The organism is Ruegeria sp. O11 (assembly GCF_056535285.1).
This window is the reverse complement of record NZ_JBQERS010000009.1, coordinates 97052-122404: the sequence shown is the minus strand read 5'-3', so window position 1 is coordinate 122404 and position 25353 is coordinate 97052. Positions and strand designations below refer to the sequence as shown.

Below are 25353 nucleotides of genomic sequence, written 5' to 3'. Positions count from 1 at the left end.
GCAAGCGAATGAACAAGCTAGCCAGCCGCCGTGCGTTTCTTAAGGGAAAAGTGCTGCGCAATGATCAAAACTCCATCCGCCCGCCTGGGGCAGATGCAGCCGAGTTTCTTGAGCTGTGCACGCAATGCGACGAATGCCGCGAGGCATGTCCCGAAGACATAATCAAGTTCGACACACAGGGCTTCCCCGTCGTCCAGCTGGATGCAGGCCCCTGCACATTCTGCGGTGATTGCGCCAATGCTTGCCCAACCGGAGCATTGAACCCCGAACATATCGCCGACTGGCCCTGGCGCGCCAAAGTTGCTGCCACGTGCCTGTCGATGAACGGCGTCAGCTGTCGGGTCTGTCAGGATGTCTGCGACCACCGTGCAATCCGCTTTCAATTGCAGACCGGTGGCCGCGCCGAACCCGTACTCGACACCGATACCTGCACCGGCTGCGGCGCCTGCGCCAGCGCCTGCCCCGCCGGTTCCGTCAGCTTTGAACGCCACACCCCGCCCACGCAGGAGGTCGCCTAATGAACATCTGTGGATGCCTCGTCCATGTAACCCCCGAAACCACGCAGAGTGCACAGGCCACGATTGCGGGTACAAACGGGGCAGAGGTTCACGCGGCATCTGAGGATGGCCGCATTGTTGTTGTGGTCGAGGATACGCCTGAAAAATTGGCATCCGAGACGATCATGGATCTGCATCAGATCCCGGGTGTGATCTCTCTGACCCTGACTTATCACCATTTCGAAGACCTTGCGGAGACCCGTCCGCACCTTAACGCTTCTCGCCAGATATAAAGCCGGAGACCCATGTCATGACCATCTCTGAATCCCGCCGGACCTTTCTAAAATCAACCGCCGCCGCTGCGACAGCATCAGCCGCAGGTTTGCAGCTTGCTACCGGGCAGGCCAGCGCTCAAGTCGGCAACCCTGATATTCGCTGGGACAAAGCCGCCTGTCGGTTCTGTGGCACCGGATGCTCGGTCCTGGTTGGTACCAAAGACGGGCGCGTCGTCGCCACGCAGGGCGACCCAGACGCGCCGGTGAACCGCGGTCTGAACTGCATCAAGGGCTATTTCCTTTCAAAGATCATGTACGGCAAAGACCGTCTGACCACACCGATGCTGCGCAAGACCAATGGCGAATACGATAAGAATGGTGAATTCGAACCCGTCAGCTGGGACGAAGCCTTCGACGTCATGGCCGCCAAGTGGAAAGAGGCCCTTGCCAAGAAAGGGCCGACCAGTGTTGGTATGTTCGGCTCGGGCCAGTGGACCGTTTGGGAAGGTTATGCCGCTGCCAAGATGATGAAAGCCGGTTTCCGGTCCAACAACATCGACCCGAACGCGCGCCACTGCATGGCCTCGGCGGTGGTCGGCTTTATGCGGACATTTGGCATTGACGAGCCGATGGGCTGCTATGACGATTTTGAGCATGCCGATACGTTCGTGCTCTGGGGCTCGAACATGGCCGAGATGCACCCGATCCTGTGGTCACGTCTGACCGACACGCGTCTGACCAAACCGGGATCCGAAGTGCATGTGCTGTCGACTTATGAACACCGCTCGTTCGAGCTGGCCGACAATGGCATGGTCTTTGCGCCGCAGACCGATCTGGCGATCTTGAACTACATCGCCAACTACATCATCCAGAACGGCGCGGTGAACGAAGAGTTCGTCAAGAACCACGTCAACATCACCAAGACGGCCACCGATATCGGCTATGGCCTGCGCGACAATAACCCGCTGCAGCAAGAGGCCGAGAACCCGAACTCGGGCAAATTGGAACCGATCAGCTTCGAAGAATATGCCGAGGCGGTTTCGGAATACACGCTGGAATACACATCGGAACTTTCCGGCGTTCCTGCATCTCAGCTCGAGCGTCTGGCCCAGCAATATGCAGATCCAAACCGCAAGGTGATGAGCCTGTGGACCATGGGCTTCAACCAGCACACCCGCGGATCGTGGGTGAACTCACTGATGTACAACGTGCACCTGCTGGTCGGTAAGATTTCAGAGCCCGGCAATTCGCCCTTCTCGCTGACCGGTCAGCCCTCGGCCTGTGGTACGGCACGTGAGGTTGGGACCTTCGCGCACCGTCTGCCCGCCGATATGGTTGTGGCAAACGACAAGCACCGCGAGATCTGCGAGACTGCGTGGAAAATCCCTGCGGGCACCATCCCGCCCAAACCCGGGTTCCACGCCGTACTGCAGCACCGCAAACTGAAAGACGGTGATCTGAACGCCTATTGGGTGCAGTGCACTAACAACATGCAGGCCGCGCCCAATATCAACGAAGAAGGCTATCCCGGTTATCGCAACCCGGAAAACTTCATTGCCGTATCAGACCCTTATCCGACCGTAACGGCTCTGTCCGCTGACCTGATCTTGCCCACTGCCATGTGGGTCGAGAAGGAAGGTGCCTATGGCAACGCCGAGCGTCGCACGCAATTCTGGCGACAACAGGTCAAGGCTCCGGGAGAGGCGAAATCGGACCTCTGGCAGCTGATGGAGTTCTCCAAACGCTTCACCGTTGAAGAAGTTTGGGGCGAGGAACTACTGGCCACCATGCCCGAACATCGCGGCAAAACCATGTATGACGTGCTGTTTTCCAATGGCACGATCGACCAGTTCCCGCTGTCTGAAACCGCGGAAGGGTTCGACAACGACGAATCTGAGCACTTTGGCTTCTACGTGCAGAAGGGCCTGTTCGAGGAATATGCCAATTTCGGTCGCGGCCATGCGCACGATCTGGCACCGTTCGAAACTTACCATCAGGCCCGCGGCTTGCGCTGGCCGGTCGTGGACGGCAAAGAGACGCTTTATCGCTTCCGTGAAGGCTATGATCCTTACGTGCCCGAAGGTGCGGATGTGAAGTTCTATGGCCATAAGGATGGCAAAGCCAAGATCATCTTTGCACCATACGAGCCCGCCCCCGAGGTACCGGATGAAGAGTTCAACCTGTGGCTCTGCACAGGCCGTGTGCTGGAACACTGGCATTCGGGTTCTATGACCCGCCGCGTGCCCGAACTGCACCGCGCCTATCCCGCCGCTGTTGTCTACATGCATCCGGACGATGCGCGCGATCGTGGTCTGCGGCGCGGGCAGGAGATCGTTCTGTCTACCCGCCGCGGCGAGGTCAACAGCCGGGTCGAAACCCGCGGCCGTAACAAAGTTCCGCGCGGTCTGGTCTTCATGCCTTGGTTCGACGAGGGTCAGCTGACCAACAAGCTGACCTTGGACGCGACTTGCCCACTGTCGAAAGAAACCGACTTCAAGAAATGCGCCTGTAAGATCGAGCGCGCGTAAAGGGCAGGCAAGGCAAAGGTAAGACCCATGTCTCGTGTTGGCTCTCCTCTCTCGCCGCAGCGGCGCCGGTTCCTGCAGGACTCGGCGCGCGTAGCGGGCGGCTGCGTGGCAGCCGGGTCCCTGTTGGCCTGGCTGGCGCGAGACGCACGGGCGTTGCCAGCCGAGGCCTTGCGGCCACCCGGAGCCTTGCCGGAAAAAGATTTCCTGTCGGCCTGCATCCGCTGTGGATTGTGCGTGCGGGACTGTCCCTATGACACGTTGAAACTGGCCGAGCTGGGTGTCGATGCGGTGGCCACCGGCACGCCGTATTTCACCGCCCGTGATGTGCCTTGCGAAATGTGTGACGACATCCCCTGCGTCGCGGCCTGCCCGACCGGAGCGCTAGACCCCGGACTGGACAATATCGACGACGCCAAGATGGGTGTGGCCGTTCTGGTCGATCAGGAGAACTGCCTGAACTTCCTCGGCCTGCGTTGCGATGTCTGTTATCGGGTCTGCCCCGTCATCGACGGGGCGATCACACTAGAAACCGAGCACAACGCCCGCTCGGGCAGTCACGCGATCTTCATTCCGACCGTTCACGCCGATCATTGCACAGGTTGCGGTGTGTGCGAGAAAAGCTGCGTTCTTCCTGAAGCCGCGATTAAAGTTCTGCCCATCCGTCTGGCCCGTGGCAGCACCGCTGATCATTACCTCAAGGGCTGGGAAGAGAAAGAAGCCAAAGGTGCACCGGTTGTAGAAGGCATTATCGACCTGCCTGATCGCCTGCCGGGGCCAGGTACGGATAACCTGGTTGCACCGGGCGGGTTTGAGCCCAGCTTTAAGCTGCCGGAGGTCACCCAATGACTGCCCGCACACATATGCCACTGGGGCAAGAGGCCATCGCCAGCAAAGGTTGGTTGAGTGCCCATAAATACCTGCTGCTGCGGCGCGCCAGTCAGCTGTTCTTTCTGGTGCTGTTTCTGCTGGGCCCATGGTTCGGGATCTGGATCGTGCAGGGCACTCTGGCCGGGTCGCTGACGCTGGGCGTGCTGCCCCTGACCGATCCGTTTGTTTTTCTGCAAAGCCTGATCGCCGGGCACTGGCCCGAGCTGACTGCCGCCATCGGTGCCGCCATCGTCCTGGTTGCTTACGCGTTGATCGGAGGTCGCGTCTATTGCTCGTGGGTCTGCCCGATCAACCCCGTAACCGACTGTGCGCATTGGCTGCACCGCAAGCTGGGCCTGCAAAAAGGCTGGCAACCCAAACGTGGCACTCGGCTGTGGATTATGGCCACTGTGCTTATCGTCTCAGGCCTGACCGGAGCCATCGCGTGGGAGCTGGTCAACCCGATCACCATGCTGCATCGCGGGCTGATCTTTGGCATGGGATTTGTCTGGGCGATGGTCGCCGCGATCTTCCTGTTCGACTTGTTTGTCTCGCGCCACGGATGGTGCGGCCATATCTGCCCGGTAGGCGCGTTCTATGGATTGATCGGCAGCAAAGCGATGCTGCGGGTCAGCGCCGCCAACCGCTCCGCCTGCGATGACTGCATGGACTGCTACGCGGTCTGCCCGGAAAACCACGTGATCTCTCCGGCGCTGAAAGGCAAAGATACCCCGCTGATCCTGTCGCCCGACTGCACCAATTGCGGGCGCTGCATCGATATCTGTGCCGAAGACGTTTTCAAATTCACCCATCGGTTCGACGCCCTGACCGTCGCGCCACCGGAACCAACCGCCGCGCCTCAGCCGCGCGCCTCAAGACCTTTTTGAAGGAGTGAGAAGATGAAAAAGCCGATCCTAGTGGGCCTTGCCCTGATCCCGCCGCTGCTCCTCGGTGGCCTGGCCCTTGCACAATCTGCCGGGGTCAACAGCCTGCGCGGTGCCGAGGTAGATGAACCTGCCGTTCTGGATCAGGTGCATCGCACGGTCGAAGGCCGCATGCAGCGCAACTATCGCCAGCAGCCGCCGCTGATCCCGCACTCGATCGAACAGTACCAGATCGACCTGCGCACCAACCAGTGCCTGTCGTGCCACGACTGGACCAAAGCCGGTGAGCGCAATGCGCCAACGCTGTCGATGACCCACTATCTGGACCGCGAAGGCCGTGAGTTAGATCAGATCGCAGGCACTCGGTATTTCTGCAACCAGTGCCACGTGCCGCAGGCCGATGCGCTGCCGCTGGTCGACAACACTTTTGAACCTTCCTCCGGAAACTAAACTCAGGTCGAAAAGGAGAGCGCGATATGTCCGACTCCCAAGAAAAACAAGGGCTCATCCGGCGCCTCTGGACCTGGTTCTGGAGCCCGATCGCCGTCCTCAGCGTTGGTTTCACCCTGCTTGCCGGATTTCTGGCAGGCATCCTGTTCTGGGGTGGGTTCCACTGGACGCTGGAACTGACGAATACAGAAGAGTTCTGCACCTCGTGTCACACGATGGAGGTCAATCTCGGCGAATACCGTGAGACGATCCACTACAACAACCATTCGGGCGTGCGGGCGATCTGTTCGGATTGCCACGTCCCGGACGAGTGGAACCATAAGATCAAAGCCAAGATCATGGCCGTGAAGGATGTCTACCACGAACTGGCAGGCACGATCAGCACGCCCGAGAAGTATGAGGATCATCGTCTCGCTATGGCGACGGCCGTTTGGAAGAAGATGAAAGCATCCGACAGCCGGGAATGCCGTAACTGTCACAACTTCGACTATATGGACTTCACGATTCAGGAAACCCGGGCCGCCAATGAACACCAGCGCGCGATCGATAACGGCATGACCTGTATCGACTGCCATCAGGGTATCGCGCACAGCCTCCCACCAAACTATCTGGAAACGTATGAAAAGATTGCGAAAGAGATAGACGGCGAGGTTCTGCAGGAACACGCAGCCGCTTCAGGAGACGACATCCGCGCGTTCCTGAACAAAAACTCGGATTAAGGTGGGACAGAGATGTTAGAAATACTTGGAACCATCGGCGGCAACGTATTGGGCCTACCCGGCATTCTGGGTCTGGCACTGGGCATGATGACCCGCCAATATTGGTTGGGGGCCCTATTGGGCGGTCTGGTAGGCCTGATCGCACCACTGCTTTTTGCCGGGTGGCAATTTTCCCATGTCGGAGCCATGGCGCTAATCATCGCGATCATCGTTGGCGTATGTGCCGGTACCCTTGGCACCGCCATTCGCCGCAAGGGCGCGACAGTCTGAACAGGTCAACCCGGCAGCAATGTCGGGTTACCGACCCCAGTTTTCCGCCGGATCACTTTCGGCATAATCCCGCAGCAATGCTATATCCGATATCACAGCGTGGTTGCGGTTGATCTTTACCCCCACCGCCTTAAGCCTTGAAAACGCCCGGCTCAGGCTTTCGGGTTTCATACCCAGACGACCCGCGATCAGCATCTTGTCATATGGCAGCGATACTTCGCACTCACCCGCATCAGTGTCACAGAGGTTCAGCAAAAACTCGGCCACGCGCTGTGCACCGGTCTGCGCCTTGAGCTGTTCCAGCTGCGCCACGAGCGAGTGCAGATGGGTGAAGGTCGCGGCCAGGATCGAGATCCCGATCTCGGGGTCTTCCTTCATCAGCGAAATCAGGATTGGGCTGGGAATGTGCATGACATCACAGGCCGAAACGGCCTCGGCCGAGACCGGATAGGGCACGTTGCGCAGCGCCACGGCTTCACCAAAACTGTCGCCGCGGGTAAAGACGCTGACTACCGCTTCGGCACCGGTTGGGGTCATGCGGAACAGCTTGACCCAACCCTCCAATACGACGTGTATGGCCTGCGCCGTTTCCTCCTGCAGGAATATCGTCTCACCACGGTCATACTGACGCCAGATCGCGTGGCTCAACAATGTTTCCACATGCTGTTCCGGTAAACTGCGCAGCAGCAGCGACTGACGTGCGATCGCTTTTTGTGCTTCGTGAGACAAGAGAATACCCCTGTTACTTCCTGCCGGCGCGCGCGCCCGGTTGGTCCATCCTTGCCCCACGCTATGCCAGAGCCGGCAGTTGTGCACCATAGTTTTATGTTGTGTAAACTTGACTATTGTCATGTTGCGGGTTGGTTCGCTGCCCTATTCTCGGCCCAAAGCCAGTATTCCGGGGAGCACGTAACATGGACTACGAGCGTTATTTCAGTCAAAGCCTCAATGACCTTCGGGAAGAAGGGAATTATCGTGTTTTCATAGACTTGCAACGTCGTTGTGGTTCTTTTCCGAACGCACGCCAGACGGATGGCTCGGTCCAGCGGAATGTGCGGATCTGGTGCTCGAACGACTATCTCGGCATGGGTCAGCACCCCTCGGTGATCGGCGCGATGCATGACGCATTGGATCGCTGCGGCGCGGGGGCAGGCGGCACGCGGAACATATCAGGCACCACGCATGATCACGTGCTGCTTGAGGCCGAACTGGCGGATTTGCACGGAAAGGAATCCGCGCTTCTGTTTACTTCCGGGTATGTTTCGAATTGGGCAGCTCTTGGCACCCTCGCCGCAAAAATCCCCGACCTGATCGTGTTCTCTGATGCCCTGAACCACGCCTCGATGATCGAAGGCATCCGCCACTCGCGAGCGCAGAAGGTGATCTGGAAACACAACGATCTGGAAGACCTTGAGGCCAAGCTGGCCGCCGCTGATCCAGATGCACCCAAGATGATCGCCTTCGAGTCAGTCTATTCGATGGACGGCGACATCGCCCCCATCAAAGAGATCTGCGATCTGGCCGACAAATACGGCGCGATGACCTATCTGGATGAGGTTCACGCCGTCGGTCTTTATGGCCCGCGCGGCGGTGGCATTGCTGAACGCGATAGACTGATGGATCGTCTGACGGTGATCGAAGGCACGCTTGGCAAGGCGTTCGGTGTGGTGGGTGGATATATCGCTGCCTCTGCTGCGCTGTGCGATTTCGTGCGCAGCTTCGCCAGCGGCTTCATTTTTACCACCGCCCTGCCGCCTTCTATCGCAGCTGGAGCTGCAGCCTCGATCCGGCATCTGAAACAATCGAATGCTGAACGCGACTTGCAGAAAGCCCGCGTGGCACAGGTTCGGGCCCGTTTGGATGCGGAAGGTATCCCCCATATCCCCAACCCCAGCCACATCATCCCAGTGATGGTCGGCGATCCGGTGAAGTGCAAGTTCATCTCGGACACGCTGTTGGAAGAGTTCGGTATCTACATCCAGCCGATCAACTATCCCACCGTGCCAAAAGGGACCGAGCGGCTGCGGATCACGCCGTCGCCCGTGCATACCGATGAGGATATCGACCATCTTGTCGGCGCGCTGTCTGCCCTCTGGCAACGCTGCCAGATCGCGCGGATGCCGATGGCCGCCCAGTGATTAAGAAGCGCCCCCTTTGCGTGACACTTCGCCGTCTCCTCGGAGGCGGCGTTTTTTTGGTCAGATCAGGTAGAGGACGAAGATGATGATGGCAAATCCTGTAGTCACCATGGTGAACCCCCGCAGCCAGGCCGGGCTGTTTGCGAGATCAAGATAACGAGCCAGGATGATGCGGCATTTCGCCAGTGCGAGGATCAGAATGCCGCCGGCCAGGGCGGCAGGCGGGATGGGCAGCACAGTCAGCAGTGCAGATGCGACGCTGAGCATCAGAAGGGTTAGCCATGCGCGTGTGAGCGCATTCGGGAGTCTCCAGCGGGCGTATTTAGGAAAAGATGAAGCTGCGGCCATCCGTATTATCCCAGCAGGTAAATCACGGGGAAAAGCAGGATCCAGATCAGATCGACCATGTGCCAGAACTGCGCACCTGCCTCGATGTTGCGGGGGTCATCGCGCCAAGCGACCAGCAGCAGGATGCCGACGCCAGCCAGCACATGAGCGGCGTGAAAGCCGGTCAGCAGGTAGTAGAACAGGAAGAACGGGTGGGTCTCGTAGGTGATCCCTTGTGCGGCTTTGCCTGCGTATTCCACGCCCTTGATGACAAGGAATACGACGCCCAGCGCGGCGGCGGCGATCAGTGCCAGACGGGCTGCGAGCCGACGCGCGATCTGCCGCCAGTGCAGTGCTTGCGCCGCCAGATAGCCAGAGGTGACCAGCACCGCCGTATTGAGCGCCGCTCCGGTACGATAAAGATGCGATTGTGCTTCGGCGAACCCGGCCGGATCGGTCAACCGAACGCCCATGAAGGCAATCAGGCCAGCGCCGAATACCAGCAGTTCCGAGATGATCAGAACCCACATCAACAACTCGCCCGGAAGCTCGTCGATCAAAGAGGTATCACTCATGCGCCGACCAGTTGGCGGTAGATTTGCGGCAGGGCCATAGTCAGGCGGTGCGGATCGGGGATGACCGCAAATCCGCCTTGGCCGAACATGCGCGGGAACCAGCTTTTGCCGGTTTTGTCGATGGTAACACCAAAGACCGATTGCCCGACGCGGCGTGCCTCGCGGATGGCTTGGCGTGTGTCTTCGATACCGTGACGGCCTTCGTAATGGTCCAGATCGTTGGGTTTGCCATCGGTGATCACCAGTAGCAACCTGCGTTTGCGCGATTGACTGGCCAGATCAGCCGAGCAATGGCGGATCGCCGCACCCAGCCTTGTATAGTGGCCCGGACGCAGGGACGCGATGCGCTGTTCTACCAATCTGCCCATCGGCTCATCGAACCGTTTGCAGCGCTGCACGTAGACGCGTTGGCGTTTCAGCGAGCTGAAAGCGTGAATGGCAAAATCGTCACCGCAGGCGTTCAGACCCCAGGCCAGCGCGGCCAGTGCCTCGCGTTCGATGTCGATCACGGCACGGCCTGTCACGGCGCTTTCGGTGGAGCGGCTGACATCCAGTAGAATCGAAACGGCCAGATCGCGGGCTTCGGGGCGGGATTGCATCCAGACGCGTTCATTGCCTTCACCGCTGGCGTGGCGATCGGTTTCGGCACGCACGGCGGCCTCGATATCCAGTTGATCGCCGTCCAGATGGCCGCGGGTCATGACGCGGCCCGGGCGCAGCGCCTCGAACTGGCGCTTTACAGCGCGGATGCGGCGGGCGGTGGCAGGGTCTTTGCCGAATTCAGCCGAGTCTTCGCGGATATCGGCATCCGACAGCAAGACGTTGACGTGATCCGGCAGGTAATGCCCCGTGCGCACGTCCCATTCAGGATAGAGGATGCGGCCTGAAAGACGCTCGCGATTCACGTCCTCGGGCGCCAGGTCCAGATGCAGTTTCAGCTTGGTTGGCGGGGCTTTGGAGATCTGCCCTAAACCGATTTCTTCCTGATCGTCGGCGGCTTTCTTGGCGTTATCGGGATCGTCATCATCGATGCGCCGATTGATGTTCAGAAACTCGGCCCAGCTGAGGATCGCCTCAAACTTGTGCAGGATGAAACTGTCACTGCGGTTGGCCTGATCCGATTTACGGCGGCGGGCGCGGTGGGTTTTCTCCCCTGATTCCTCAGGTGGACCTTCAGTATCGGGGTTTTCGACCTCGTTATGTTCGGAAAATCCGACGGCGCGCAGTTCGGGCCACAGGGGAACAGGGCGGAGATGCTGATATCCACGTGGGGCGGTCAGATCATCATCCAAGGTCAGAAGCTGCTCGGCCCGCGCTGACAGGGGTGCGGGATCGCCCAACATGTAACGAAGCAGTTCCTCGACCGCTGCCTCCTCGGGAGGCAGGCCAGGGATGTCGCGGTGATGCAACACACCCTTGCAAAGCTCGTAATAAAGTGGGCGCAGGCCGGGGGCGTCGTCCAAAGTAGCCTCGACCATGCTCTGCGCGGCGATCAACGCGCGCAGGTCAGCGCGCAGAGGGTCATCTTCATCAATCCGGGTTCCGGCATGGGCGGCAGCAGCGGCCAGCCAGACAAAAAGCGCGCCATTGGCTTCGCGCGCGGGGAAAACGGCCAGCCGGTCCGGTAGGCGCAGAACTTCGCCATCGAAGGAGGCGCGCGGCATCAGCTCGACCTCGGTTGCCAGCTTGCGACGCCAGCTTAGACGGTGACGTGAAACCTCGGGTGAGACCGGGCGCAATTCAACGCCCGGACTACCCCCAAGCCCTCGGAAGAGGACAGCCAGCCGCCCTGCGACCTCAGAGAGGTCGACCGCGGCTCCATCATGCACCTCAGGTGCATCAAGGCGGCTGGCAAGGGTGTGCCACAGTTTCCCGATCGTTTCTTCGGGTTCCCATGGCTCAAAATCGATCCTGACCATCGGCCGGCCTCACCCAAAGACAGCCGTGACAAGATCGAGGAGCCCGCGTTTGATATCCTCGTCATCAGTCAGAGGTTCGATCATAGCGGCGAGGATGGCGCGGTCGGTTGACATGCCTTGTGCGATCAACGTCGCGGCATAGACAACCAGACGGGTGGAAACGCCTTCCTCAAGGTCCTGCCCCTTGAGCCCGCGCAGCTTGTTCGCCAACCGGATCAGGGGCTTGCAGCGCTCCAGCGCCAGCCCGCTTTCCTGGGCGACGACTTCGGCTTCCATCTCAGGAGATGGGAAGTCGAATTCCAGCGAAATAAACCGCTGCCGGGTCGAGGGTTTCAGGGTTTTCAGGATATTCTGGTATCCGGGGTTATATGAGGCCACCAGCATAAAGCCGGGCGCGGCCTCAAGTTCTTCGCCGGTGCGGTCGATCGGCAGGATGCGCCGGTCGTCGGTCAGCGGGTGCAGCACGACGGTCACGTCCTTGCGGGCCTCGACCACCTCATCCAGATAGCAGATTGCGCCTTCGCGCACCGCACGGGTCAGGGGGCCATCGACCCAGACGGTTTCTCCACCTTTCAAAAGGTAGCGGCCAATCAGATCGGCAGCGGCAAGATCATCGTGGCAGGCCACGGTATAAAGCGGGCGGCCAAGTTTTGCGGCCATGTGGGCCACAAAGCGGGTCTTGCCGCAGCCTGTCGGGCCTTTCAGCAGAACCGGCAGGTCGTTGTTGTAAGCGGCTGTGAACACATCACATTCATCACCTTGGGCGAGGTAGAAGGGGGCGTTTGCCGCCCCCTCATTCAGTTTCATGGAGCCGTCCATATCCATCACTCCGCAGGGGTTTCAGCTGCGCCAGGTTCGATGACCTCTTTCCGGGGAACCCAGATCGAGTAGATGAACAGTAGCGCACCAAGCACCACAACCACACCTGAGCCGAGACGCATCCAGTAGAAGATCGCAATCTGGTCTTGCACGTCCATGAAGTAGTCACCGACCACACGTTGCATGTGAGTCTGCACGGTACCACCGAAAGTCAGGACGAATGTCATGAACACCATGCCGCTGGTCATCAGCCAGAACGAACCCATGTTCAGAACCTGATTATAGGGATCACGGTTCTTCAGGATCGGCATCGCGTAGCTGAAGATCGCCAGGTTGAGGCAGACATAGGCACCGTAGAAGGCCAGGTGACCGTGCGCGGCGGTGATCTGTGTACCGTGGGTATAGTAGTTCACCCCATGCAGTGTGTGCAGGAAGCCCCAGACACCGGCACCGAAGAACGCCAGAGTGGCACAGCCCAGCGACCACAACAGTGCGGCCTTGTTCGGGTGGTCACGGCGGCCCTTCCAGACCATGACGAAGGCAAAGGCCATCATCGCGAAGAACGGGATCACCTCGAGGCTCGAGAAGATCGACCCGATCCACTGCCAATACCCGGGGGTACCGATCCAGTAATAGTGGTGACCTGTACCGAGGATGCCCGAGAACAGGGCAGCGGCAACGATGACATATAGCCATTTCTCGACGATCTCACGGTCAACGCCGGTCAGCTTGAGCATCAGGTAGGCCAGGATCGAGGCCATGATCAGCTCCCACACACCTTCAACCCACAGGTGGACGACATACCACCAGTACTGTTTGTCGAGCGACAGGTTGCCCGGGTTGTAGAAGGCAAACAGGAACAGCAGCGCCAGACCCCACAGGCCCAACAACAGGATGTTGGTGATGGCAGTCTTCTTGCCCTTCAGAACGGTCATCGACACATTGTAAAGGAAGATCAACGCGGCCACGACAATACCCATCTTGACCCATTTGGGTTGCTCAAGGAACTCGCGCCCCTCTTTGCCCAGCAGCCAGTTGCCTTCGAACAGGTTGAAGACATAGGTCACAACCACACCCAGCGTGCCGACCACAAGAATGATCAGCTGCAGATAAGCCAGCTTGGGTGAATGGATTTCACGTTCCGCCTCTTCCGGGATCAGGAAGTAGGCCGCTCCAAAGAAGCCAAGGATCAGCCAGACGATCAAAGAGTTGGTGTGAAGCATCCGCACGATGTTGAACGGCAGAAGCTCACTCAGGAAGTTCGGGAATACATAGATGAAACCGGCCAGAAGGCCGCCGATCACCTGTATCGCGAACAAGGCCATAGCTACCGCAAAGTAGGCATAGGCTATTTTTTGGGATTCGTATTTCATTGCTCCGTTCCCTTTCTCAGCCTGCCTCGTTGGGCGGCCAGCCCTGAGCGTCGATATTGTCGGTCCAGATCAGGAAGTTCGCCAGATCACGGATCTCTTCGTCGCTGAGGTTGAAATTGGGCATCTGTCGACGACCGGGAATGCCGGTCGGTTGTGCTTCCATCCAGCCCTTAAGTGCTTCAAAGGCTGATTCCGGGTCGTCCAGCACACCCCAACGGGTCATCACATTCGCGACTTCCGGCGCATAGTAGGCACCTTCACCCATGATAGTATGACAGTTGATGCAGGCGTGTTTTTCCCAGACATGCTTGCCCCGGACCACACTTTCATCAAGCTTTGCCGAATTCTCGGAGTTGACGATATACAAGTGCGAATGGGCCGACAGGGCCAGAAAGATGAGGATGAAGAACAGTGACCCGCCATAGAATATGTTGCGAGCCATGCTCTTTGTCATGACTTCTCGCATTGCGCTCTCCTTTGCGCAGATTAGCTAGTATGGAGACAATGCCGCGTGGGTAGTGGAGCTGCCTTAACGAAAGTCAAGACTGCAGAGGATGAGCGTTCCCCATTCCAAATCTTTGGTCATCAGAGGCCAACAACGATCTATCTTGACCAAACAACGGCAGAATCCCCTCATTAAACCGATATTTTTAATCGAATAATAACCTTGAAAACTGCATTTAGGGTGGTCAGTCTCTTGCAGAATTCTTTGTCGGTCGGGGTTTTCCCTTCGGCCTGCGGTCCACTCAAGCCAGGCGGATAATATCAATGCCAATTAATATCTACGGTGCCTTTCGTACTGACACGACGATGACAGACAACACAGCGACCTTTGCGACGCTTGGGGCCACGTTTCAGATATCCCAATATAGCCAGATCACGATTGACGATGGTGCGGATGGGTCGGTTATTGAAGGCGACAATATCGTCAATGAATCCCCGAACGACCCGACCCAGACCTATTTGGGAGAGGTGTTTATCTGGGACTACACGATCGAAGTAAATGATGGCGTCAACACCTATCAGATCGGTGTTATGGACTGGGATGAAAACGGCGATGGGGATTTCGATTTTCCAACGGCTGAACAAGGTTATTTCATTGGCTTTATCGGTGATATTCCCCCGCTCAACACCACCCTGACTGTTGGCTCGGTTGTCGACAACGGCGCGAATATTGACGTAGATACCGTTGTTCCCTGCTTCTGCGCTGGCACGCTGATAGATACTCCGACCGGACCTCGCGCGATCGAAACACTATCCACTGGTGACAAAGTCGTCACCTTGGATCACGGTCCCCAAGTTATTCGTTGGATTGGATCGCGAACGCTTGATGCGTCTGAACTGGCTCGCAAACCCAGATTACACCCTATCCGGATCGCTGCCGGTAGTCTGGGCAGCGGCCTGCCACGTCGTGATCTTTTGGTCTCACCCCAGCACCGCATGCTGATCCGTTCGAACATCGCGATTCGCATGTTCGACAGCGAGGAAGTCCTGGTCCCAGCCCACAAGCTTGTTGGCATCCCGGGAATTACTGTCGAAGAGGACGCTCAGAATGTCGTCTACTATCACATACTCTTCGACCGGCATGAGATCGTGTTGGCCGAAGGTGCGCCATCCGAAAGCCTATTCACCGGGCAGCAGGCGCTAAAGGCTATACACCCGGAAGCACTGGCTGAAATTGTTGCGCTTTTTCCTGAACTGGCCTCGCAGGATCATCAACCTGTGGCTGCGCGCCAGATTCCCAGGCAGGGAAGAAAAATCCACTCATTGCTACGACGGCACAAAAAAAACGACAGGGCCTTGATCCGACCGTCTTGATGCGGATTCATCGACGCGCCTACACTCAGGATGCAATACGTGGCCCTGTCAAAGCAGGCCACATCGTGATCAGGTAAAGAACGATAGCGCTGATCCACAGACCGTCAGAAACCAACATCATGACCAGATACCCCTGGTCGGTCACTGAACCAACCCAGCGCAAAATAGCGGACGAAGCCATAAGACCGTAGGCGACTGCCATAGGTGGCGGGGCAACAAGTGCGCGGCCACTATGGCCCAAAGCAGCCCGACTCATCACGGCTAGGGTCATGCCTCCGACACAACCGATTCCCAGAACGTGCAACGCGCCGATTTCGCTGCCGATACCCAGAACCGCCACCCCCCACAAAACCAGCCCCAATGCCAGCATTCCCAGACCCAGATGCAGGGCAACCAAGATCGGTTGACGTATGGCCCAGCGCGCGCGCCACCGTGACATGCGCAGGATTTGGGTTATGCCAAGCGCTACGGCCATGCCACCCGCTATCTTACCCAATCCGAAGAGAAAAACGCTGAGCGGTAGTAGCAGCGCCAATCCCATGCTGGCTTTGTCTAATGCAGCTACCGATACCGGCCACGCGGCTTCCGGCTTGCCCGCGCGCTTCATCGCATTCCGGGTGAAAGCTGGCGTTATACGTCCACCAAGTATCGCGATCATGCTGCACAGCGTCAGCAATCCTACACGCAATCCTATGTCCAGTGTACCGCCGGTAATGCCCATCCAATCAAGATGGGTCAGCAGATTGGCAATCCAGAAATAGCTGAGCAACAACAGAAAGATCATGTTCTGCGGCTTGGGGCGTCGGATCAGTTGGCTTGCGATCTTTGCCGCCAGAATCGGTACAAAGGCCAGATCGAAGACAGCGACCAGACCCGGCGGCAGAGCCCCGGAGAACCACATCGCGATCCGTCCGGCCAACCAGATACCCGCGGCAATAACAATAAACTGTACCCTTGCCTCCGGCGTACCCGTCCAGTTTGGCACCGCTGTCAGTAGAAATCCTCCAAGGGCGGCCGTGGCATATCCAAATATCATCTCATGCGCATGCCACATGGGTGGGTTCATGGCATAGGTCGGATTTTCGTAACCGACCAACCCGGTCTGAGTCGTGAGCCACACACCCCAAGCACCACCCGCGAATAGACCGAATAGCCCCGCTGACAGAAAAAAGACGCGAAATCCTTCACTCAGTACCCGCGCGATCATTGCCGGCATGCCTGCTCTCCTCGGCCTTAGTGGCTGTTGAATCCGGTCTAACAAACCCGACTCGTTCGGGACTTAACCGAAATCAAGCGCCCGGAGAAACATGACCCTAAAACATAGGTTTTCCTCATAATTTAAAGGTTAATCAGGACCTTCATTTTCCAGTTTGCGACCCTTCCGTTGACTTTCGTCAAGGAGTGATCGGCGCCAATGTTTCAGGCTGCAACCTGCCTCACCACGCAAATGGAGAGTGATCATGTCACTTGGAATCAGCTACGATAAGACCGGCCGCGCCTTTGGGGTCGGTTTGGCAATGCTGCTGGGCTCTGTCGCCGCGCCAGCATTTGCCGAAGAGCCAACGTTGAGCGACGAAGCATTTGAGTCGTCCAAGCAGCTCTATTTTGAACAATGCGCAGGTTGTCACGGCGTTCTGCGCAAAGGTGCGACCGGTAAGAACCTGGAACCACACTGGAAAAAAACTGCAGCAGACGGCACCGTCACAGAAGGCGGTACGCTTCAGCTGGGTCAGGAGCGCCTTGAAAAGATCATCGCCTGGGGAACCGAAGGCGGGATGAACAACTTCTCGGACATTATGACCGAGCAGGAAATCAAGGATATGGCGACATACATCATGATGGAGGCCCCCAAGCCGCCGGAAATGTCGCTGGAGCAGATGAAAGAGACCCGCAAGGTCTATGTGGAAGAGGCCGACTATCCAACCGAGCCGCTGCATGGCCGCAACTGGGAAAACTTCTTCGTCGTCATCGAACGTGACGTGGGCAAAGTGGCTGTTATCGACGGCGACACCAAAGAAGTGCTGACTCACATCCCGACTGGTTATGCCGTACACGTTCTGAAAGCGTCTGAGCACCACTCGATCACTGAGCCTGAGCATCCCGGCCGCTTCTGGTACACGATGGGCCGCGACGGCAAGATGACCAAGATCGACCTCTGGCAGAAGCCAGAGAACATGTTGGTTTCCGAAGTCAAAATCGCCTATGACGCACGCGACGTTGCCGTTTCCGGCGACGGTAAATACGTCATCGGTGGCGGCTACTGGCCGCCGCATTTCGCGATCGTTGACGCGCAGACCATGGAACCGGTCAAGGTCGTTTCTACACGTGGTACCAACGTAGACGGCGAGTATGTGGAAGAAGCCCGCGTAGCCGCGATCTACACCACGCCGAACGAACCCACCTGGATCGTTGCCGTGAAAGAGCTCGGCCAGCTGTGGCAGGTCGATTATACCGACCTGGACAACCTGCGGATCGACAAGATCAACTCGGCCAAGTTCCTGCATGACGGGTTCTTCGACCCGACAGGCCGGTACTTCCAGATCGCCGCGAACGCGTCGAACAAGATGGTCGTCGTCGACACCGAGACCCACAAGCTGGAAGCGATGATCGACACTGCAGCCCTGCCGCACCCGGGACCCGGCGCCAACTGGGTCGACCCGAACTGTGGTCCGGTGGCTGGTACAACCCACCTTGGTGTTGGTACCGTAACGGTCTGGGGTAACGACCCCGAAGGTCATCCGGATCAGGCCTGGAAAACCTGCTACGAAGTGGAAACAGACGGCCCCGGCCTGTTTGTCCGTACCCACCCGAACTCGGACTACATCTGGGCCGACCAGACTAAACACCCCGAGCCGGAAATTCAGCAGTCTGTTCAGGTCATCTCGAAAGAGACCGGTGAGATCGTGAAAACCATCCAGATCACCGAAGACGAAGGCAGCGCTGCTGTTCACTTCGAATTCAACGCGGATGGGACCGAGGTCTGGGTTTCCAAATGGAACCTGTCGGATTCGAAAGAACCCAATGGCCAGATCGTAATCTTCGACGCCAAGACACTGGAAGAAATCGGCCGCATCGAAGGGCTTTATGCTCCGACCGGTAAGTTCAACGTCTACAACCGTTCGAACCACGTCACCTGACGGTTTGAGAACCAACACCGGAAAGGGCGGGCCCCTCGCCCGCCCTTTCCTCGTTTGACCCATCAGCCAAACTCACCGGCCTGCCATCAAAGGCCAGATAAGAAAGCCAAAACGGAGCCCGGATATGACCTCCGAACCGGATAAGAAAAAACCGATCTGGCGCCGGTATTTCCTGTGGGGAATGCCCGTGGCCGGTATTGCCGCAGCTTTTGTCGGCGGCATCATCTTCTGGGGCGGGTTCAACACCGCCATGGAAGCCACCAACACCAAGGATTTCTGTATCTCGTGCCACGAGATGCGCGATTTCGTCTATGAGGAATATACGGGCACGATCCACGACGTGAACCGTTCAGGCGTAGGTGCTGTCTGTTCCGACTGCCACGTGCCCAAGGACTGGACGCATAAGATCATCCGCAAGATCAAGGCGTCGAAAGAGCTGTACGGCAAGATGGTCGGCACCATCAACACACGCGAAAAATTCGAGGCCAAACGCGTGCACCTGGCGATGAACGAATGGGAGCGGATGAAGTCCAGCGACTCGCGTGAGTGTCGCAACTGCCATGACTTCGAGTCGATGATGCCCGAGTTCCAAAAACCCCGTGCGCGTCAGCAGCACCTGAATGCGATGACCGTCGGGCAAACCTGTATCGACTGTCACAAAGGGATTGCACACTCGGACGCTCGTGATCGGGCTGACGAGGAGTATCTGGAAAAGCTTGAGGCCCCGAACCCGTCCTTTATCCGCGAGATACCGCCGGAATACCTGGCCAGCCTGGAACGGATTGAAGCCAAAGAAGCTGCCGAAGCTGAGGCCGAAAAAGCTGCCAAACAGGCACAGCATGAGGCCATGCAGGCACAGATTGCGGCGGCGGTGGATGCGGCGGTGGCCGAGGAGCGCGCCAAAGCCGGCGGCGAAGAGGCCGCAGCGCCTTCAGGTGGTGGAGGTGGCAGCGATGTCGGCTCGGACATAGATTGGAACGCGGTAGCTGCTACAGATCTCAAGCTGTTCTACCCCGGTCAGGCTTCGTTTGAATGGGTACAGAATGGCAAATTCCACGGAGGCGCTCGTCCGCTGACAAAAGGTGGTGACCAGTGCACGACCTGTCACGCCAAAGAGCTGGATACCATCGGCAACAAAATCGTCGCAGGTGGTGAGCTTGAGCCGACGCCGATCCCCGGCAAACGGGGCGTGATCGATGCGACCGTACAGGCCGCGCATGATGATCAGAACCTCTATGTCCGACTGCAGTGGCCGGATGCTGGGCACAATCCCGCACCTTTCGTTGATGGTGGCAAAATGGACCCTGACAACCAGATCAAGGTTGCCATGATGATCACCGGCACAGGGATCGAACTGGGCGAACAGGTGGGGTGTTGGGCCTCGTGCCACGCCGACAACACCTATATGCCATTCGCGCCCGAGGCGGACGCCATCGCAGGTAACGCCGATGTGGCGGGTCGTATGACCACGCAGGACACGGTGACCAAGTACATCAGCGAAAGCCGGACCGAGGTCGAGATCAAGGGCCGTCGTGGCAAGGCGCTGGGTGGCTGGGACAAACTGCAAGCCGCTGAGCAGATCGAGCAGTATCTGGCCGACGGCACCTATCTGGACCTGATGCGCGTCTATGCAGACGGCAGCGCCACCAACGGTTATCTGCTGGAACAGCGCGTGGTTAATGACGGCGAAATCGCCGCCTCGGCCAGCCTCGACGCGGGCATGTGGACCGTGGTCTTCACCCGCCCACTGAACTCGGGCGCACCCGGTGACGTGCCGCTGGAGGCCGGTCAGACCTACACGGTCGGCTTTGCTATCCACGATGACTTTGCCGCCGCGCGGTTCCACCACGTGACGCTGGATACCAGCCTGGCGCTGGACGATGACAGTGCCTTCATCAACGTGGTCAAACAATAAGGAACTGGGGCCGGGCAATCCGGCCCCTTCCGCTTAGAAGAGGAGACTTGGACGATGAAACCCCAACACCTTCTTCCCGCTTTGCTGTTTCTGGCCGCACCTGCCTGGGCGGATGAGACCGCCGAGCTGTGTGCTGAAGCCGAAGAGCGTTATGCCGAGCTGTTTGGTCAGCCCTCATCCTCCATTGAGGATGCGGAAGTGGTGCTGATGTACAAATACACCTTCTGCCCGGTCGAGCTGACCGTGAAAGCAGGCACCACGGTGCGCTGGGTCAACGTGGACAAACGCACGAGCCACTCGGTCCTGCTGAAAGACGGCAGCGAACCCGAAAGCGACAGGCTGTTTCCTGAGGAAACGGTTGAACTGACCTTCCTCACCCCCGGCCCGCAGGAATATTTGTGCGGACCCCATTGGGAAACGCAGAACATGATCGGCATGATCACCGTCGAACCCTGAGCCGAGGCACCATACAGGCATGAGAGAGAGGAGCGCGGGATCAATTCCTGCGCTCCTTAACTTTAGTCAAGGAGGTTCCTTTTCGATTGCGCCAGTCTGGCCGCATGACACGCCCGGCTCACCCAGCAACGTCCCCTGATCGCGCAGGAATTCCGGGCTCCGAAGACATTCAGACCAAGCGAGTTTGCACATGAGCGGTAAGGTTTTTCTGATTGGCGCAGGCCCTGGTGACCCTGAACTGATGACCCTGCGCGCACTGCGGATGCTGCAAGAGGCGGATGTGGTTGTTTATGACCGTCTGGTCTCGACCGATATCCTCAACTTGCATGCCGAGGGCGCACGGCTGATCCCGGTTGGCAAGGCCCCCAAATGCCATACGGTGCCGCAGGATCGCATCAACGAAATCCTGGTCGAAGAAGCAAGCGCCGGTCACACCGTTGCGCGGTTGAAAGGCGGCGACCCGATGATCTTCGGGCGTGGATCGGAAGAGGCGGCGCATCTGATGGCCAACGGCATCCCGGTCGAATATGCGCCGGGCATCACCGCCGCACAGGGGGCGTCCTGTTCCACCGGCGTGCCGCTGACCCACCGCGGTCTGGCGACCTCGGTGCAATATGTCACTGGGCATCGGCAGGCCGACAAGGTGCTGGATCTGGATTGGAAACGTCTGGCCGACCCGGACTCGACGCTGGTTGTCTATATGGGGGTCGCCAATATCGGCCAGATCGCCATGGGGCTGATGACCAAGAACCTGCCCGGTTCGACCCCGGTGTTGGCAGTTGGCAAAGCCACCACACCGGATGAACACCGCATGGTGTCCCGGCTGGATCGATTGGCAGCGGATGTGCGCGACGCTGATTTGAAAGCACCGACGCTGTTCATCATCGGCAAGGTCGTATCGCTATTCGCAGAACGGCCCGTGGCTGAACTTCTGGAGCAGGCGCATGGCTAAGTTTGGTTCCAGGCGATCAGGGGGCAGTCTGTCGCTGCCCGATGGTGCTGCCAAGGGCCCAGGTTGGACCGCGCGCGCTGTACTGACGACGGCTGTGCTTGTGGCCACATCTGCCTTTGCCGCCGACACTCTTGACCCCAACGCGCTGAAACGTCTTGTCCATCAGGACTGCGGCTCGTGCCATGGGCTGTCGTTGAAAGGCGGTCTCGGCCCTGATCTGAGATCCGAGACATTGGAGCACTACGACGCGGACGTTCTGACCGGCGTAATACTCGATGGTATCCCCGACACCGCGATGCCCCCATGGCGGCCTTTGATCAGCGAAGAAGAGGCTGAATGGATCGCGCGTTATCTGCTGGCACAGGAGGCACAATGAAACAGCTCATCCTCACCCTTGCCGCCACCCTGCTGATGACAACAGCGCAGGCTGAGCCCACCGCGACCGGAGACCTCGGCCTTGTGATCGAACGGGCAAAAGGCTCGGTCCTGCTGGTGGATCAATCCGACCGCGCCGCGCTGGCCCGGATCGAAGGGCTTGGCGATCTCTCCCATGCCTCATTGGTCTATTCCCCCGATGAACGCTTTGCCTATGTCTTCGGGCGCGATGGAGGGCTGACTAAGGTCGATATCGTCACCCGCCAGATCGTGAACCGCGTGGTCCAGGCGGGCAACGCCATCGGCGGCGCAATCTCGGATGACGGCAAACTGGTCGCGGTGTCGAACTATGAGCCCGGCGGGGTACGGGTCTTTGATGCGGACACGCTTGAGATGGTCGCCGACATTCCCACCGACAGCAAAACCATCGGTCTGGTCGACGCACCGGGTCGCCGATTTGTCTTTACCATGTGGGATACGGGCGAGACCTGGATCGCCGATTTCACCAAGGGTGACCCCGCAATCACCAAGATTGCTGACATGGGCAAAAACCCCTATGACGCGCTGATCACCGCCAATGGTCGCACCTATATCACCGGCCTGTTCGGTGAGGATGGACTGACCGCGCTGGACCTGTGGTCCGACAATCCCGAACCCATCCGCGTGCTGCCTGACTATGGTCGCGGACAAGAAGAAATGCCGGTCTACAAGATGCCCCACCTCGAAGGATGGGCGCTGACCGGGCGCGAATTCGTGCTGCCGGCTGTCGGCCATCACGAGGTTCTCTGGATCGATTCCGACACCCTGACCGAGACCGGGCGCACGCAGACCCACGGCCAGCCGGTCTTTGCCATGGCCCGACCCGACGGTCGGCAGGTTTGGGTGAATTTCGCCCACCCGTTGAATGATACAATTCAGGTCATTGATTCAGTGAGCAAGGAAATCATCCACGAGTTCAAACCCGGCCCCGCCGTGCTGCATATGGAATTCACGCCTCGAGGGCATGAGGTTTGGATCAGCGTCCGCGATGCCAACAAAGTCATGGTCTACGACACCCAGACCTTTGAAAAGCTGCGCGAGATTGAGGCCGACAGCCCCTCGGGCATTTTCTTCACCGCGCGTGCGCACAGAACGGGGCTTTGACATGCAGCATATCACCGACCCGATCGACCGCCGTCTTCTGGACGATTTCCAGCGTGATTTTCCCATCGTAGAGCGCCCGTTTCAGGTTCTGGCCAACGCGCTTGGGCTGGAAGAGGCAGAAGTGCTCGACCGTCTGGCCCGGATGCGCAAAACCGGCCGCATAACGCGGGTCGGTGCGACGATCGCACCCGGCGCGGTTTCGGCCAGTACGCTTGCGGCTGTGGCAGCTCCGGAAGAACGGCTGGAAGAGGTCGCAGCGCTGATCGATGCGGAACCTGGTGTGAACCACAATTACCAGCGCGAGGATGACTGGAACCTTTGGTTCGTGGCCACTGGACCGGACCGGACGCATGTGAACGACACCCTCGCAAGGATCTCGCAGCGCTCGGGGCTGCGGGTTCTGGATTTGCGGCTGGTGCGGCCGTTCAACATTGATCTGGGCTTTCGTATGTCGGGCGAGACCCGCAATGCTCCTGGCCCGCGAAAAGTGGATCGTTCAGCCATGCGAGAGGGTGACCGACCCCTGTTGCAGGCCCTCAGTTCCGGCCTGTCGCTGGTCTCTGATCCTTATGCGGCGCTGGCCCGAACCCTGAACCGCGACCCAGACGACGTGATGGATCGCGTAGCCGCCTTGCACCGGGCCGGGATCATCTCTCGCCTGGGCGTCATCGTACGCCACCGCGCTTTAGGCTGGTCCGCCAATGCAATGGTGGTCTGGGATATGCCGGCCGAGCAGGTCAGCAGCGCTGGCCCGGCGCTGGCAGCGCATCCCGGTGTGACACTGTGCTATGAGCGCAACCCGGTCGAGGATATCTGGCCCTATCGCCTCTATTCCATGATCCATGCGCGTTCGCGCCCTGAGGCAATGGAGGTTTTGGCCGGGGCCGCCGCCCTGCCCGAACTATTTGGCGCGCAGCGCAAAGTACTGTTCTCGACCCGCTGTTTCAAACAGACCGGTGCATTGATCCAACCGAAGGAGGCCGCCGCATGACGCTCGACGACACCGACCGCGCGATCCTAAACCGGATGCAGGATGACCTTCCGCTGACCTCGCACCCTTACTCCGAAATTGCTCAGGAAATGGGGATCGCAGAGTCCGACCTGCTGGCCCGTCTGACCCGCATGAAAGACGAGCGTGTGATCACCCGCTTTGGTCCCTTCTTTGACGCTGCTGCGATGGGTGGAGCCTTCTGTCTGTGCGCTATGGCCGTGCCCCCACGGGATTTCGAAAACGTCCTGACCAAAGTCAATGCGCATCCCGAGGTCGCCCATAATTATGAACGCACGCATCGGCTGAACATGTGGTTCGTTCTGGCGACCGAAACACCCGAAGGGATCGCAGCCACAGCCGAGGCGATCGAACGGGAAACAGGGATCGCGGTCCTGCAATTCCCCAAACTTCAGGAATTCTTCATCGGCTTCCGGGTGGCGGCATGATCGACGCTAAAGACAGAGAGATTATCGAGGCGCTGCAAGGCGGCCTGCCCCTTGTGCCCGCCCCCTACGCGAAGGTGGCCGACGGCTTGGGCCTGGATGAAAAGACTCTGATGTCCCGTCTGGCCGATATGAAATCGCGTGGCGTCATCCGGCGCATCGCTGCGGCCCCCAACCACTATAAACTGGGGATGACCTCGAACGGCATGACTGTGTGGGATGTCGACGATGACCGCGTCGCTGAATTGGGCGCTCAGATTGGTTCGCTACCCTTCGTCACCCATTGCTATGAACGCCCGCGCGCCTTGCCAGACTGGCCTTACAATCTGTTCGCCATGGTTCATGGCGCTGACCGGGATGAGGTCGAGGACAAGCGTGCCGAGATTGCCGCCATCCTCGGCGATGCCTGCCGGGCCAAAGATATCCTTTATTCCACGCGCATCCTGAAAAAGACCGGGCTGCGCCTGAAAAAGAAAGGCTGA

General features: G+C 58.7%; 27 protein-coding genes. 19 read left to right on the top strand and 8 right to left on the bottom strand.

The window, feature by feature from the left end:
- Positions 1–8 precede the first annotated feature (8 nt).
- From napF to ACRZ91_RS16010, 8 genes are read left to right on the top strand one after another with little or no spacing between them, the layout of a single operon-like run.
- Complete coding sequence (gene napF, locus ACRZ91_RS16045; protein ID WP_170780179.1) at positions 9–518, top strand: ferredoxin-type protein NapF; 510 nt, start codon at positions 9–11, stop codon at positions 516–518.
- Complete coding sequence (locus ACRZ91_RS16040) at positions 518–790, top strand: chaperone NapD (RefSeq protein WP_170471362.1); 273 nt, start codon at positions 518–520, stop codon at positions 788–790. Before napF ends, ACRZ91_RS16040 begins: the two co-directional genes overlap by 1 nt.
- A 17-nt stretch (positions 791–807) precedes the next feature.
- Complete coding sequence (gene napA, locus ACRZ91_RS16035; RefSeq protein WP_480907048.1) at positions 808–3300, top strand: nitrate reductase catalytic subunit NapA; 2493 nt, start codon at positions 808–810, stop codon at positions 3298–3300.
- A gap of 27 nt (positions 3301–3327) precedes the next feature.
- Positions 3328–4146, top strand: a complete 819-nt coding sequence (gene napG / locus ACRZ91_RS16030) for a ferredoxin-type protein NapG (protein WP_480907047.1) — start codon at positions 3328–3330, stop codon at positions 4144–4146.
- Positions 4143–5054, top strand: a complete 912-nt coding sequence (gene napH, locus ACRZ91_RS16025; RefSeq protein WP_480907045.1) for a quinol dehydrogenase ferredoxin subunit NapH — start codon at positions 4143–4145, stop codon at positions 5052–5054. Before napG ends, napH begins: the two co-directional genes overlap by 4 nt.
- Positions 5055–5066: 12 nt before the next feature.
- The gene (locus ACRZ91_RS16020; RefSeq protein WP_170398181.1) at positions 5067–5501 is read left to right on the top strand and encodes a nitrate reductase cytochrome c-type subunit; all 435 of its coding nucleotides are present in this window, start codon (positions 5067–5069) and stop codon (positions 5499–5501) included.
- A gap of 26 nt (positions 5502–5527) precedes the next feature.
- Positions 5528–6220 carry a NapC/NirT family cytochrome c gene (locus ACRZ91_RS16015; protein WP_480907043.1) on the top strand — a complete coding sequence of 231 codons (693 nt, stop codon included), beginning with the start codon at positions 5528–5530 and terminating at the stop codon, positions 6218–6220.
- A 12-nt stretch (positions 6221–6232) separates the two neighbouring features.
- Positions 6233–6490 (top strand): hypothetical protein, encoded by a 258-nt coding sequence (locus ACRZ91_RS16010; protein WP_010443117.1) that lies wholly within the window; start codon positions 6233–6235, stop codon positions 6488–6490.
- A 27-nt stretch (positions 6491–6517) separates the two neighbouring features.
- Here the strand turns inward: ACRZ91_RS16010 and ACRZ91_RS16005 are convergent, their stop codons facing one another.
- Positions 6518–7219, bottom strand: coding sequence for a Crp/Fnr family transcriptional regulator (locus ACRZ91_RS16005; protein ID WP_170471352.1), 702 nt, complete (start codon positions 7217–7219; stop codon positions 6518–6520).
- A 185-nt stretch (positions 7220–7404) separates the two neighbouring features.
- Here ACRZ91_RS16005 and hemA point away from each other — a divergent pair, with 185 nt between their 5' ends.
- Positions 7405–8628: a 5-aminolevulinate synthase gene (gene hemA / locus ACRZ91_RS16000; RefSeq protein WP_480907041.1), complete on the top strand. Its 1224-nt coding sequence runs from the start codon at positions 7405–7407 to the stop codon at positions 8626–8628.
- Between the two features lie 60 nt (positions 8629–8688).
- On the opposite strand, the gene ACRZ91_RS15995 is transcribed toward hemA, so the two are convergent.
- The 6 genes from ACRZ91_RS15995 to ACRZ91_RS15970 are packed head-to-tail and all read right to left on the bottom strand — an operon-like array spanning position 8689 to position 14107.
- Positions 8689–8976 (bottom strand): cytochrome C oxidase subunit IV family protein, encoded by a 288-nt coding sequence (locus ACRZ91_RS15995; protein ID WP_480907039.1) that lies wholly within the window; start codon positions 8974–8976, stop codon positions 8689–8691.
- A gap of 5 nt (positions 8977–8981) precedes the next feature.
- A complete protein-coding gene (locus ACRZ91_RS15990) occupies positions 8982–9530 on the bottom strand; it encodes a cytochrome c oxidase subunit 3 (RefSeq protein ID WP_480907037.1) in 549 nt (182 codons plus the stop codon).
- Positions 9527–11449, bottom strand: coding sequence for a nitric oxide reductase activation protein NorD (locus ACRZ91_RS15985; RefSeq protein WP_480907035.1), 1923 nt, complete (start codon positions 11447–11449; stop codon positions 9527–9529). The genes ACRZ91_RS15990 and ACRZ91_RS15985 overlap by 4 nt, the downstream gene beginning before the upstream one ends.
- A gap of 9 nt (positions 11450–11458) precedes the next feature.
- Entirely contained in the window at positions 11459–12268 is an 810-nt protein-coding gene (locus tag ACRZ91_RS15980) for a CbbQ/NirQ/NorQ/GpvN family protein (RefSeq protein ID WP_170587458.1), read from the bottom strand.
- A gap of 5 nt (positions 12269–12273) precedes the next feature.
- Positions 12274–13641, bottom strand: a complete 1368-nt coding sequence (locus ACRZ91_RS15975) for a cbb3-type cytochrome c oxidase subunit I (RefSeq protein WP_170471339.1) — start codon at positions 13639–13641, stop codon at positions 12274–12276.
- A gap of 16 nt (positions 13642–13657) precedes the next feature.
- Complete coding sequence (locus tag ACRZ91_RS15970; protein WP_010443109.1) at positions 13658–14107, bottom strand: c-type cytochrome; 450 nt, start codon at positions 14105–14107, stop codon at positions 13658–13660.
- Between the two features lie 302 nt (positions 14108–14409).
- Between ACRZ91_RS15970 and ACRZ91_RS15965 the strand changes: the two genes are divergently transcribed.
- A complete protein-coding gene (locus ACRZ91_RS15965) occupies positions 14410–15459 on the top strand; it encodes a Hint domain-containing protein (protein ID WP_480907033.1) in 1050 nt (349 codons plus the stop codon).
- A 25-nt stretch (positions 15460–15484) separates the two neighbouring features.
- On the opposite strand, the gene ACRZ91_RS15960 is transcribed toward ACRZ91_RS15965, so the two are convergent.
- On the bottom strand, positions 15485–16675 hold the full coding sequence (locus ACRZ91_RS15960; RefSeq protein WP_480907031.1) for an NnrS family protein: 1191 nt from the start codon (positions 16673–16675) through the stop codon (positions 15485–15487).
- A 244-nt stretch (positions 16676–16919) separates the two neighbouring features.
- On the opposite strand from ACRZ91_RS15960, the gene ACRZ91_RS15955 reads away from it, so the two are divergent.
- The 9 genes from ACRZ91_RS15955 to ahbB (ACRZ91_RS15915) all read left to right on the top strand — a co-directional run bounded on the left by ACRZ91_RS15955 (position 16920) and on the right by ahbB (ACRZ91_RS15915) (position 25353).
- The gene (locus tag ACRZ91_RS15955; protein ID WP_010443106.1) at positions 16920–18596 is read left to right on the top strand and encodes a cytochrome D1 domain-containing protein; all 1677 of its coding nucleotides are present in this window, start codon (positions 16920–16922) and stop codon (positions 18594–18596) included.
- Positions 18597–18720: 124 nt separating this feature from the next.
- Positions 18721–20511, top strand: coding sequence for a NapC/NirT family cytochrome c (locus tag ACRZ91_RS15950; RefSeq protein WP_480907029.1), 1791 nt, complete (start codon positions 18721–18723; stop codon positions 20509–20511).
- 54 nt (positions 20512–20565) lie between these two features.
- Entirely contained in the window at positions 20566–20967 is a 402-nt protein-coding gene (locus ACRZ91_RS15945) for a cupredoxin domain-containing protein (RefSeq protein WP_480907027.1), read from the top strand.
- 190 nt (positions 20968–21157) lie between these two features.
- A complete protein-coding gene (gene cobA, locus ACRZ91_RS15940; RefSeq protein ID WP_260023512.1) occupies positions 21158–21919 on the top strand; it encodes a uroporphyrinogen-III C-methyltransferase in 762 nt (253 codons plus the stop codon).
- The gene (locus tag ACRZ91_RS15935) at positions 21912–22295 is read left to right on the top strand and encodes a c-type cytochrome (RefSeq protein WP_480907025.1); all 384 of its coding nucleotides are present in this window, start codon (positions 21912–21914) and stop codon (positions 22293–22295) included. Before cobA ends, ACRZ91_RS15935 begins: the two co-directional genes overlap by 8 nt.
- Positions 22292–23437, top strand: a complete 1146-nt coding sequence (locus ACRZ91_RS15930) for a cytochrome D1 domain-containing protein (RefSeq protein ID WP_480907023.1) — start codon at positions 22292–22294, stop codon at positions 23435–23437. Before ACRZ91_RS15935 ends, ACRZ91_RS15930 begins: the two co-directional genes overlap by 4 nt.
- 1 nt (position 23438) lies before the next feature.
- The gene (gene ahbB, locus ACRZ91_RS15925) at positions 23439–24428 is read left to right on the top strand and encodes a siroheme decarboxylase subunit beta (RefSeq protein WP_480907021.1); all 990 of its coding nucleotides are present in this window, start codon (positions 23439–23441) and stop codon (positions 24426–24428) included.
- Positions 24425–24874: an Lrp/AsnC family transcriptional regulator gene (locus ACRZ91_RS15920; protein WP_480907019.1), complete on the top strand. Its 450-nt coding sequence runs from the start codon at positions 24425–24427 to the stop codon at positions 24872–24874. The genes ahbB (ACRZ91_RS15925) and ACRZ91_RS15920 overlap by 4 nt, the downstream gene beginning before the upstream one ends.
- Positions 24871–25353 (top strand): siroheme decarboxylase subunit beta, encoded by a 483-nt coding sequence (ahbB, locus tag ACRZ91_RS15915; RefSeq protein ID WP_480907018.1) that lies wholly within the window; start codon positions 24871–24873, stop codon positions 25351–25353. The genes ACRZ91_RS15920 and ahbB (ACRZ91_RS15915) overlap by 4 nt, the downstream gene beginning before the upstream one ends.

Excerpts from the sequence above, each read along its gene's own strand:
- napF (WP_170780179.1), top strand. The coding sequence starts at position 9 with ATGAACAAGCTAGCCAGCCGCCGTGCGTTTCTTAAGGGAAAAGTGCTG.
- ACRZ91_RS16040 (WP_170471362.1), top strand. The coding sequence starts at position 518 with ATGAACATCTGTGGATGCCTCGTCCATGTAACCCCCGAAACCACGCAG.
- napA (WP_480907048.1), top strand. The coding sequence starts at position 808 with ATGACCATCTCTGAATCCCGCCGGACCTTTCTAAAATCAACCGCCGCC.
- napG (WP_480907047.1), top strand. The coding sequence starts at position 3,328 with ATGTCTCGTGTTGGCTCTCCTCTCTCGCCGCAGCGGCGCCGGTTCCTG.
- napH (WP_480907045.1), top strand. The coding sequence starts at position 4,143 with ATGACTGCCCGCACACATATGCCACTGGGGCAAGAGGCCATCGCCAGC.
- ACRZ91_RS16020 (WP_170398181.1), top strand. The coding sequence starts at position 5,067 with ATGAAAAAGCCGATCCTAGTGGGCCTTGCCCTGATCCCGCCGCTGCTC.
- ACRZ91_RS16015 (WP_480907043.1), top strand. The coding sequence starts at position 5,528 with ATGTCCGACTCCCAAGAAAAACAAGGGCTCATCCGGCGCCTCTGGACC.
- ACRZ91_RS16010 (WP_010443117.1), top strand. The coding sequence starts at position 6,233 with ATGTTAGAAATACTTGGAACCATCGGCGGCAACGTATTGGGCCTACCC.
- hemA (WP_480907041.1), top strand. The coding sequence starts at position 7,405 with ATGGACTACGAGCGTTATTTCAGTCAAAGCCTCAATGACCTTCGGGAA.
- ACRZ91_RS15995 (WP_480907039.1), bottom strand. The coding sequence starts at position 8,976 with ATGGCCGCAGCTTCATCTTTTCCTAAATACGCCCGCTGGAGACTCCCG.
- ACRZ91_RS15990 (WP_480907037.1), bottom strand. The coding sequence starts at position 9,530 with ATGAGTGATACCTCTTTGATCGACGAGCTTCCGGGCGAGTTGTTGATG.
- ACRZ91_RS15985 (WP_480907035.1), bottom strand. The coding sequence starts at position 11,449 with ATGGTCAGGATCGATTTTGAGCCATGGGAACCCGAAGAAACGATCGGG.
- ACRZ91_RS15980 (WP_170587458.1), bottom strand. The coding sequence starts at position 12,268 with ATGGACGGCTCCATGAAACTGAATGAGGGGGCGGCAAACGCCCCCTTC.
- ACRZ91_RS15975 (WP_170471339.1), bottom strand. The coding sequence starts at position 13,641 with ATGAAATACGAATCCCAAAAAATAGCCTATGCCTACTTTGCGGTAGCT.
- ACRZ91_RS15970 (WP_010443109.1), bottom strand. The coding sequence starts at position 14,107 with ATGCGAGAAGTCATGACAAAGAGCATGGCTCGCAACATATTCTATGGC.
- ACRZ91_RS15965 (WP_480907033.1), top strand. The coding sequence starts at position 14,410 with ATGCCAATTAATATCTACGGTGCCTTTCGTACTGACACGACGATGACA.
- ACRZ91_RS15960 (WP_480907031.1), bottom strand. The coding sequence starts at position 16,675 with ATGCCGGCAATGATCGCGCGGGTACTGAGTGAAGGATTTCGCGTCTTT.
- ACRZ91_RS15955 (WP_010443106.1), top strand. The coding sequence starts at position 16,920 with ATGTCACTTGGAATCAGCTACGATAAGACCGGCCGCGCCTTTGGGGTC.
- ACRZ91_RS15950 (WP_480907029.1), top strand. The coding sequence starts at position 18,721 with ATGACCTCCGAACCGGATAAGAAAAAACCGATCTGGCGCCGGTATTTC.
- ACRZ91_RS15945 (WP_480907027.1), top strand. The coding sequence starts at position 20,566 with ATGAAACCCCAACACCTTCTTCCCGCTTTGCTGTTTCTGGCCGCACCT.
- cobA (WP_260023512.1), top strand. The coding sequence starts at position 21,158 with ATGAGCGGTAAGGTTTTTCTGATTGGCGCAGGCCCTGGTGACCCTGAA.
- ACRZ91_RS15935 (WP_480907025.1), top strand. The coding sequence starts at position 21,912 with ATGGCTAAGTTTGGTTCCAGGCGATCAGGGGGCAGTCTGTCGCTGCCC.
- ACRZ91_RS15930 (WP_480907023.1), top strand. The coding sequence starts at position 22,292 with ATGAAACAGCTCATCCTCACCCTTGCCGCCACCCTGCTGATGACAACA.
- ahbB (WP_480907021.1), top strand. The coding sequence starts at position 23,439 with ATGCAGCATATCACCGACCCGATCGACCGCCGTCTTCTGGACGATTTC.
- ACRZ91_RS15920 (WP_480907019.1), top strand. The coding sequence starts at position 24,425 with ATGACGCTCGACGACACCGACCGCGCGATCCTAAACCGGATGCAGGAT.
- ahbB (WP_480907018.1), top strand. The coding sequence starts at position 24,871 with ATGATCGACGCTAAAGACAGAGAGATTATCGAGGCGCTGCAAGGCGGC.